At 69.2% G+C, this 6,080-nt stretch carries 6 protein-coding genes; 2 read left to right on the forward strand and 4 right to left on the reverse strand.

The features are described 5' to 3' along the window. Positions 1–58: 58 nt before the first annotated feature. From J5T34_RS13685 to J5T34_RS13695, 3 genes are all read right to left on the reverse strand, one after another. Entirely contained in the window at positions 59–298 is a 240-nt protein-coding gene (locus tag J5T34_RS13685) for a virulence protein (protein ID WP_208580221.1), read from the reverse strand. 148 nt (positions 299–446) lie between these two features. Continuing rightward, complete coding sequence (amaB, locus tag J5T34_RS13690) at positions 447–1,967, reverse strand: L-piperidine-6-carboxylate dehydrogenase (protein ID WP_208580222.1); 1,521 nt, start codon at positions 1,965–1,967, stop codon at positions 447–449. Continuing rightward, positions 1,964–3,133 (reverse strand): saccharopine dehydrogenase family protein, encoded by a 1,170-nt coding sequence (locus J5T34_RS13695; protein WP_208580223.1) that lies wholly within the window; start codon positions 3,131–3,133, stop codon positions 1,964–1,966. Before J5T34_RS13695 ends, amaB begins: the two co-directional genes overlap by 4 nt. A 245-nt stretch (positions 3,134–3,378) precedes the next feature. Between J5T34_RS13695 and J5T34_RS13700 the strand changes: the two genes are divergently transcribed. Both J5T34_RS13700 and dapB read left to right on the forward strand, forming a co-directional pair. Then, positions 3,379–3,828, forward strand: a complete 450-nt coding sequence (locus J5T34_RS13700) for an Lrp/AsnC family transcriptional regulator (protein ID WP_208580224.1) — start codon at positions 3,379–3,381, stop codon at positions 3,826–3,828. Positions 3,829–3,987: 159 nt separating this feature from the next. After that, complete coding sequence (gene dapB, locus J5T34_RS13705; RefSeq protein ID WP_208580225.1) at positions 3,988–4,797, forward strand: 4-hydroxy-tetrahydrodipicolinate reductase; 810 nt, start codon at positions 3,988–3,990, stop codon at positions 4,795–4,797. Between the two features lie 99 nt (positions 4,798–4,896). Here dapB and J5T34_RS13710 read toward each other — a convergent pair whose 3' ends face one another. Continuing rightward, positions 4,897–5,652, reverse strand: coding sequence for a hypothetical protein (locus tag J5T34_RS13710; protein ID WP_244258897.1), 756 nt, complete (start codon positions 5,650–5,652; stop codon positions 4,897–4,899). Positions 5,653–6,080 lie beyond the last annotated feature (428 nt).

Below are 6,080 nucleotides of genomic sequence, written 5' to 3' on the forward strand. Positions count from 1 at the left end.
GCATCGCGGCGCCCGGCCCGCCACGGCGGCCACCCTTACGCTTCCAACGCTTCCCGGATCAGCGCCAGTGACCGCGCCCGTGGCCATGGCCGCGACCATGCCAGTGGCCATGCCCGCCGCGGTAGTAGCCGCCGTGATAGCCGCGATACGGATAGCCGTAGTAGTAAGGCCGCGGCGCGACATAGACCGGCGCCCCCACTCCGACCGTGACGCCGGCATCGACCGGCGCCGGATAGACCGCGCAGCCGGACAAGCCTGCCGCCGCCACTGCCCCCAGACCCGCCAACCACGCTTTCATTTTTTTGCCCCTGTTATACGGAATCGATGACGCCGTTATACGGGGCGGCTCGGTAATACGGGGTCAGGGCCCTGTAACCCGCGTTACCGTTCCCTACAAGCCGGGCGGCCGGCTCGCCTTTGCCGGCCTTTGCGCGCCTTGGCTCGTCTTACAGATCGAAGCGAATCCCCTGCGCCAACGGCAAAGCGTCGCCGTAGTTGATCGTATTGGTCGCGCGCCGCATATAACCCTTCCACGCATCCGAGCCCGATTCGCGCCCCCCGCCCGTCGCCTTTTCTCCGCCGAACGCCCCGCCGATCTCGGCGCCGCTGGTGCCGATATTGACGTTGGCGATGCCGCAGTCGCTGCCGGCCGACGACAGAAAGCGCTCGGCCTCGCGCAGCGACTCGGTGAAGATGCACGACGACAGCCCGTGCGCCGCGGCATTGTTCAGCGCGATGGCCTCCTCCAGCGAGGTGTACGGCATCAGGTACAGAATCGGCGCGAAGGTCTCGGTCAGCATGGTGTCGTGCTGCGTATCGGTGACGACCAGCGCCGGCCGCATATAGCAGGCCCGCGGATAGCGGTCGGCCAGCAGCCGTTCGCCGCCATGCACGGCATTGCCCTGGGCGCGGCAGCTGGCCAGCGCATTGGCCATGTTGTCGCCGGCCGCGCGATCGATCAGCGGGCCGACCAGCGTGCCCGCCTCGAGCGGATCGCCGACCGGCAGGCGCGCGAAGATCTGCGTCAGCTGCGCGCGCACCGTGTCGAACAGATCGACATGGACGAAGGCGCGGCGCAGCGTGGTGCAGCGCTGGCCGGCGGTGCCCGCCGCGGCGAACGTCATCGCGCGCAGCGCCAACGACAGATCGGCCGACGGCGCGACGATGGCGGCGTTGTTGCCGCCGAGTTCGAGGATGCTGCGCTTGAACTGCCCGGCGCACGCGATGCCGACCTCGCGCCCCATCCGCGTCGAACCGGTCGCGCTGACCAGCCGCACGTCGGGATGCGCGACCAGCCGTTCGCCCAGTTGCCGGCCGCCGCACAGCACGGTGGCGATGCCGGCGTGCTCGGGCGCCACGGCTTCGATCACGCGATCGAGCAACGCCTGCACCGCCAGTGCGCATTGCGGCGTCTTTTCCGACGGCTTCCATACCACCGCGTTGCCGCACACCAGCGCCAGCGCGGCGTTCCACGCCCATACCGCGACCGGGAAGTTGAACGCCGAGATCACGCCGCAGACGCCGAACGGATGCCAGGTCTCGCGCATCGCATGCTGGGGCCGCTCGCTGGCGATCGTCAGCCCATGCAGCTGGCGCGACAGGCCGACCGCGAAGTCGCAGATGTCGATCATCTCCTGCACCTCGCCCAGCCCCTCCTGCAGGATCTTGCCGGTCTCCAGCGACACCAGTTCGCCGAGCGCGCTGCGATGTTCCCGCAGCACCTCGCCGAAGCGCCGCACCACCTCGCCGCGCACCGGCGCGGGCACCAATGCCCAGCCGCTCTGGGCCGCGTGCGCCTCGGCGATGCGGGCTTCCGCCTCGTCGGCACTGCAGGCGGCGATATGGCCGAACACCTCGCCGTCGATCGGCGAGCGTGCCGGCAGCGCACCGGGTCCGCCGGCACCGTCGCGCCAGGGAATCGGCTGACCAATGGCGCGCCAGCAGCGCGCGAATGCGTCGGCTTTCATGCGAGGGCCTCCTGTAGCGGATGGCAGGTGTAATGCCTGCCGAAGCGGTTGGCGAGGAAGGCGTCGAGCCGCATGTCCTCCTGGCGGACGAAGCCCCGTTGCGGCAGCTGGTCGGCGATCACCATGTCGAGCGCGGCGCAGACGCCCGCGGCGGTGGTCAGCTGGATCGCGTTGAGATGGCCGTGCTCGCCCTCGGCGCCGCCGATGCGGGCGGAGAACGAAGCCTGCGTCAGCGGCCCCAGCCGTCCGTCCTCGCCGGCCGTGCGCCCCGTGGCGCTGGCGAACACGACCACCACGTCCTGCTCGGTCAGCGGAATCGCGCTGTCGAAGATCTCGCGCAGCCAGTCGCGCCGTTCGCGCAGCCGCAGATCGTCGAGCAGCAGCTTGATCACCGCGCAATGGCCGGGATAGCGGATCGATTTGTAGTCGACGTGGCGCGCACGTCCGGCCAGCGTTTCGGGCAGCGTACCAAGCCCGCCCGAGGTATGGAAGGCCTCGTACTCGATGCCGTCCAGCGCGAAGCTCTCCAACCCTTCCAGCGCCGGCACCTCGACGCGGCGGCCGTCGACGATGGCCTCGCAGGGATTGCAGTACTCGTTGATCAGCCCCTCGGTGCTCCAGGTCAGGTTGTACTTCAGCGCATTGTTCGGATAGCGCGGCAGCGCGCCGACGCGCATGCGCAGGTCAAGCAGCTGGCCGCCGCCGCGCAGGAAGCGCTGCGCCAGGTCGTGTCCGACCACGCCGATGAAGCCCGGCGCGAGCCCGCACTGCGGCATCAGCACCGCACGCGCGTCGGCCGCCAGCGCGCGGATCGCACGGGTGGCGGCAACGTCCTCGGTCAGATCGAAGTAGTGCACGCCCAGCTCTGCTGCGACGGTCGCGACCGGCACCGCCGCATGGAACGGCAGCGCGTTGATCACGGCGGCCGCACCGGCCAGCGCCTCCATGCAGGCCTGCCGCTCGGAGGGATCCGCCACGCGGGTCGATACGCCGGGGGGCAGCGCGTCCAGCGCGTCGCGGTAGCGATCGACGACGGTTACCGCATAGTCGCCGCTGTCTTGCAGCATGCCGGCGATGGTCCGGCCGATCTTGCCGGCACCGAGCACGGTCACGGGCAGCGCCGCACCGGCACGCCTGGCCGAAGGGAAGGAAAAGTTGTTGTTCATGACGGTCCTCCGACGCGGGTAAGGGGGGCTCGCAAGCGCTCGAGTGCCAGCTCTGCGAACGCGCGGGTGTCTCGCGCGGCATGGCTGCACACGGAGGCGCCACGCCATCCCGTGACTGAAGTATGGTGTGCGGCGCCGTCGAATTGAACAGACAACATCGACGAAAACCCGCCATAATCCGTCGATCTGACGACACATCTCGACGAACTGACGAGATGCCGGGACCTCACCGCACGGAGATTGCATTGACCGACCTGGACCAGACCGACCGTCACCTGCTGTCGCTGTTGCAAGCCAACGCGCGCGACAGTGCCGCCAACCTGGCGCGCAAGCTCGGCATCGCCCGCACCACCGTGGTGGCCCGGATCGCGAGGCTGGAGCGGCTGGGCGTGATCGCCGGCTATGGCGTGCGGCTGGGCCAGCAGATGGAGGAAGACGCGATCCTCGCCTTCTGCGGGCTGTCGGTGCAGCCCAAGACCGCGCCCGCGGTATGGCGGGCGCTGCAGCGCTTCCCCGAGGTGGTGGAGCTCGATTCGGTCAGCGGGCCGGTCGACTATATGGCGGTGATCCGCTGCGATACGCATGCGCGTCTGGACAAGCTGCTTGACGAGATCGGCGCGCTCGACGGCGTGAACCACACCAGCACGTCGATCGTGCTGGCGCGCAAGATCGATCGGCGGCGGCCGGTCGGGTGACACGCATTGGCCGGTCCATTTCGGCCAGTCCTACCGCCTTGCGCGCCCGCCTGCGCACATCGCGCAAACGCGGCAAACTGGCGGGCCGTTCGCGTCAATGCAGCAACGCAGGAACGCGACATCGCCATATCGCAGCATTCGAACTGGAGGAATTTGCCGATGACCACACCAATCCGTGTCGCCGTGGGCGGCGTGACCGGCTGGGCCGGCGGCGAACTGGCGCGCGGCGTCGCGCATGCCGATGACATGACGCTGGTGGCCGGGCTGTCGCGCGGCGCGGCCGGCCAGACGCTGGCGCAGCTGACCGGCCACGCCGGCACGCCGGGCAAGGCGGTCGCCAGCATCGCCGAGCTCGCTGGCACGCCGTACGACGTCTACGTCGAATACACCAGGCCGGACATCGCCAAGCACAACATCCTGCAGGCGCTGGCGCAAGGCGCGCACGTGGTGGTCGGCACCTCGGGGCTGTCCGACGAGGACTATGCCGAGATCGACGCCGCCGCGCGCGCGGCCGACCGCGGCGTGCTGGCCTGCGGCAATTTCGCGATCACGGTGGTGCTGCTGCAGAAGTTCGCCGAGATGGCGGCGCGCCATCTGGACCAGTGGGAAATCATCGACTACGCGAAGGCCGGCAAGGTCGATGTGCCGTCAGGCACCGTGCGCGAGCTGGCGTACCGGCTCGGACAGGTCAAGGCGGCCACGCAGACGGTGCCGCTGGACCAGGTCAAGGGACCGGTAGAGACGCGCGGCGCGACGATGTCCGGTACGCAGGTGCATGCCGTGCGGCTGCCGGGCTATCAGCTGGGCGTCGAGGTGATCTTCGGCGCCGACGGCCAGCGGCTGCATCTGAAGCACGAGGCCGGCGACGGGTCGAAGCCCTATGTGTCCGGCGCGCTGCTGGCGATCCGCAAGGTACATACCCTGCGCGGCGTGGTGCGGGGGTTGGACAAGGTGATGGAAGGGCTGTAAGTGTTGTGGCCCCCGCGAACTGGGGGGCCCAGCGTCTTCGCTTGGGCGATTGGAGCCGCCGGGTTCCCGCGTGCGCGGGAACGACAGCAATGTCGACGCTTACCAGCTGCCGGGCTTGCCGTCGCCGTCGCCCTTCTTCGGCTTCTGCACCACGGCCTTGGGCGCGCTCGGTGCCGAGGCGGCGCCCGGGTTCAGTTGCTGCGCGATGGCCGCATCCTTCTGCGCCATCACGGTGCGGGCGCGCGGCAGCAACAGCTCGATGCTGCCGGTGTCGGGGTCATCGGGAATCGAATAGACCTCGACCGTCAGCGGCGCCTGCATCCATCCGGCGTGGACGCTGTTGACGGTCTTGCCGTCCTTGTCGAGCAGCGCGACCTGCTCTTCGCGGAACGGCTTGCCATAGCGCGCGGTCAGCGTGCGCAGCGTGGACTGTTCCGAGCGCACGCCGTCGGTCGGTACGATCAGGCCGACCAGCGCATTGCGATCGACCACCGCCAGCGCATGGGGGCCATCCATGAAGGCGGGCCGCTGCTTGCGCGGCACGCCGACCTGGCGCATCGCGCCATCGCCGCGCACTTCGACGCAGAACGCGGTCACGTCGGTGCCGTCGGGCGTCCGCTTGTCGGCGCAATCGGGCAGGTCGGGCATCGGATTGCCGATCTTCAGCGCGGCCAGCATCGGTGCCAGCAGATCGGCTTCGGACGGCGAGGAGGGATTCTGAGCAGGCTTGGCGGCGTTGGCGGCCGAAGCCGAGGGAGCGGAGGCCGCACTGGCCGCATGCACTGCAGGCGCCGCGGAAAGCACACCGGCGGCGGTAAAACCGGCCACAGCCAGGCCGGCAAGATGGAATCGCATTCAAGCTCCTGATTTTAGGGTCGGGCGTTGGAGCGGCCCGGCCGCCCGTTGTTCCGGATGTGACGCCGCCGCGGGCGATCGGCAGGGCGAGGTGCGCCCGGGGTGTCGACGGAGGCTGACATTGAGCGCGCGTGCGATCGGGGGCTCGGAAAATGTGGCGCTCCGGCGCGGCGCCCGCGCGGCTGACGCGGGACAACGGCGCACAACTATACCTGCTTCGGGGCATCGGCCCGGCGACGCACGGTCGGGCGGCGTCCGGCGTGCAAGCGCCCGTGCCCTCTCCCCCGCCCCTCTCCCGCGCGCTGTATGGACCGGGGACATAGGTAACACATGTGCCAGGACATGGGTAACAGTCCAAGGTCCAGGTTAGTCAGCCTGGTGTAGGTCGATCGTGGCGACCTTTTGATGGCAGAAGTAGACATCAAAGG

Origin of the sequence: Cupriavidus gilardii (assembly GCF_017598945.1) — a bacterium.
Classification (GTDB): Bacteria; Pseudomonadota; Gammaproteobacteria; order Burkholderiales; family Burkholderiaceae; genus Cupriavidus; species Cupriavidus gilardii_E.